Annotated in this window: 2 protein-coding genes, 1 pseudogene and 1 riboswitch; all 3 genes and pseudogenes read left to right on the top strand. The window is 74.7% G+C overall.

What is annotated here, in order from left to right; translation table 11 throughout:
- Positions 1-318, top strand: a pseudogene (locus KN815_RS37380) (cytochrome P450); the annotation flags it as partial.
- A 76-nt stretch (positions 319-394) separates the two neighbouring features.
- On the top strand, positions 395-940 hold the full coding sequence (locus tag KN815_RS37375) for a GNAT family N-acetyltransferase (RefSeq protein WP_216346285.1): 546 nt from the start codon (positions 395-397) through the stop codon (positions 938-940).
- 56 nt (positions 941-996) lie between these two features.
- Positions 997-1,071: riboswitch (cobalamin riboswitch) on the top strand.
- Positions 1,072-1,244: 173 nt separating this feature from the next.
- Positions 1,245-2,558, top strand: a complete 1,314-nt coding sequence (locus KN815_RS37370; protein WP_216346284.1) for an SCO2321 family membrane protein — start codon at positions 1,245-1,247, stop codon at positions 2,556-2,558.
- Positions 2,559-2,754 lie beyond the last annotated feature (196 nt).

The raw sequence follows: 2,754 nt of genomic DNA, 5'->3' as shown, positions 1-2,754 counted from the left end.
CACCGGGCCCTGGCCGCGCTGCCGGTGCGCTTCCCGCGGACGGCCGCCAAGTCCGATGAGGCGCTGGCCGAGATGGTCGCCGCGGCGACGGAGACGGGCGCGGGAGCGGTGGGCAGCACGCCGCCGGTCGCCGGGGAGAACGGCGAGAACGGCGAGAACGGCGAGAACGGCGAGAACGGCGAGAACGGCGGTCCCGCTGAGACCGCGCCGTCGGCGGACGACACGGCATCCAGCGCTACGGCGCCGGAATCCGGCTCCGAGCGCGAGGCCCGGCGCCGCTGGTGGAAGTCCCTGGCCCAGTGGTGGCGCCGCGGATAGCGGAGCGCGCGCTGTCCCCCGGCCCCCCGCGTTATCGGATTGCCGGGTGGTGCCCGGCCGCGTAGCGTCGCGGTGCGTGATCGCGACGCTGCGCACCGCGCGCCTGCTGCTCGAGCAGTACCGGCGCGAGGACGAGGACGCCTTCGTGGCGCTGTTCCAGGACCGGCGGGTGTCCCGCTGGATGGGCGACGGGAAGCCCGTTCCGGAGGCCGAGGACCGGGCGCTGTTCGGGCGGATCTTCACCAAGGTCTACGCCCGGCGGCTGTTCGACGTCTGGGCCGTCCGCGAGGAGGGCCGGTACGTCGGCCACGCCGAGATCAAGCCGACCGGGGTCACCGGCGGCCACGAGATCGTCTACGCGCTGGCGCCGGAGGCGTGGGGGCGCGGTCTGGGGACGGAGCTGGCCGAGGCGGTCGTCGGCCACGGCTTCGGCGCGCTCGGCCTGAGCGCGGTGCACGCCACGGTCACGGCGGCCAACGACGCGTCGCTGTCCCTGCTCACCCGGCTCGGCTTCGCGCACCGCCGCGACATCGAGGAGGACGACGGCACCACGACGCGCTGTCTCACACTCGTCCGGGCCGACCGGGGTCCGTGGGAGCCGAGGCCGACGGAGGGCGGCTGAGGTCGCCCGATAAGTCGGCCGATAAGCTGTCCGTAAACTTCATACGCGTCCGATCGGGGGAAGCCGGTGCGATTCCGGCGCTGACCCGCAACCGTGAGTACGCCCCGCGGGGCGTATGAGCCGGAACACCCGGGCGGGCGCGACGACGCAGGCTCCCGCCGCCGGAGGACCGGTGGCGGCACCGTCGAGGTATGCGGAGCTGAGCTGAGCCGGGTGCCGGACGTGTCGCGGAGCGTTCCGCGCGCCGATGGACGGCCGTGCGCGGCTGCGTGCGCCCGTCCACCGACCGAGAGGCACCACAGCCATGAACATTCGCCGCAGCGTGGCGGCTCTTTCCCTCTGCGCCGCCCTGTGCGCCGCCGTGGGCGCGGCCGCCGCGCCTGTCGCTGTCGCCGATGACAGCCCGGCCGGGCGTTCCGAGGGGCTCTACGGCGCCAAGGACCCGAAGTTCGACGGGGTGTGGCGGCAGTCGCTGGCGCTGCTCGCCCAGGACGCGGTGGGCGTCACCCCGGCGAAGTCGGCCATCGACTGGCTGACCGGGCAGAGCTGCGCGGACGGCGGTTTCGCGGCGTATCGCGCGGACACCTCGAAGGCGTGCGACCCGAAGAAGGGCGAGTTCACCGACGCGACGGCGGCGGCGATCCAGGCGCTGGCCGCGGTGGGCGGCCGCGCCGACACCGTGGAGAAGGGCATCGGCTGGCTGAAGAGCCACCAGAACGAGGACGGCGGCTGGGGCATGAACCCGGGCGGGCCGAGCGACGCCAACTCCACCTCGGCGGCGATCGGCGCCTTCGCCGCCACGGGTCAGGACCCGGCGAAGGTGAACGCCAAGGGCGGCAAGAGCCCGTACGACGCGCTGCTCGCGCTGCAACTCGGGTGCTCGGCGAAGGCGGCGGAGCGCGGGGCGTTCGCGTACACCGCGGACAAGGGCAAGCCCGTCGCCAATGAGCTGGCCACCGCGAGCGCCGCGCTGGCCGTCCAGGGCAAGGGCTTCGTCTTCGAGACGGTCGGCAAGGACCGCGGCGCCGCGCCGGAGCCGCTGAGCTGCGCGGACGGGAAGGGCGGGGCTGATGGGGCGGACGGGGCCGGTACGCCGAAGGACGCCGCGAAGGCCGCCGAGGCCGCGCTGGCCCATCTGTCCCGCGTCATGTCCGACACCGATATGCATCTGAAGTCCGCGCTGCCCGGCGCCAAGGACCAGCCCGACTTCGGCGGCACCGCCGACGCCGTGGTGGCGCTCGCCGCCGGGGAACACAGCGCGACCGCGGGCAAGCCGCTTCAGTGGCTTCAGGGCAAGGACAGCGGCGCGGCGGCCTGGGCCAAGGGCGACCCGGGCGCGCTCGCCAAGCTGATCCTCGCGGCCCACGCGGCCGGCGCCAACCCGCGCGACTTCGGTGGCGCCGACCTCGTCCAGCAGCTCAACGCCACCGGCCCGAAGCCCGAGGCGGCGGCCCCGGGCGGGGAGTCGGACGGCAAGAACGAGAAGGGCGAGAAGAGCGAGAAGAAGAGCGACGACGACGGCGGGGTCGGCGGCGTGTGGTGGACGGTCGGCGTCTGCGCGGTCGCGGGTGTGGGCATCGGCTTCCTGCTCAGCGGCCGCAAGAGGCGGCAGCTTTGAGCTTGCGCACGGACGTGAAGTCGCCCCCGCACACGTATGGGGCCTCGGCCCCGCACACCCAGGCGGCTTCGGCCCCGCGCACCGGCGCGGCATGGGTTCCGCGCACCCGCGCGGCATGGGCTCGGCGCACCCGCACGGCATGGGCTCCGCGCGCGTACGCGGCATGGGCTCCGCGCACCCGCACGGCATGGGTGCG

The organism is Streptomyces niphimycinicus (assembly GCF_018883605.1).
GTDB lineage: Bacteria > Actinomycetota > Actinomycetes > Streptomycetales > Streptomycetaceae > Streptomyces > Streptomyces niphimycinicus.
Note: the sequence above shows the minus strand (reverse complement) of the source record. Positions and strands in the feature narration are given on the sequence as shown.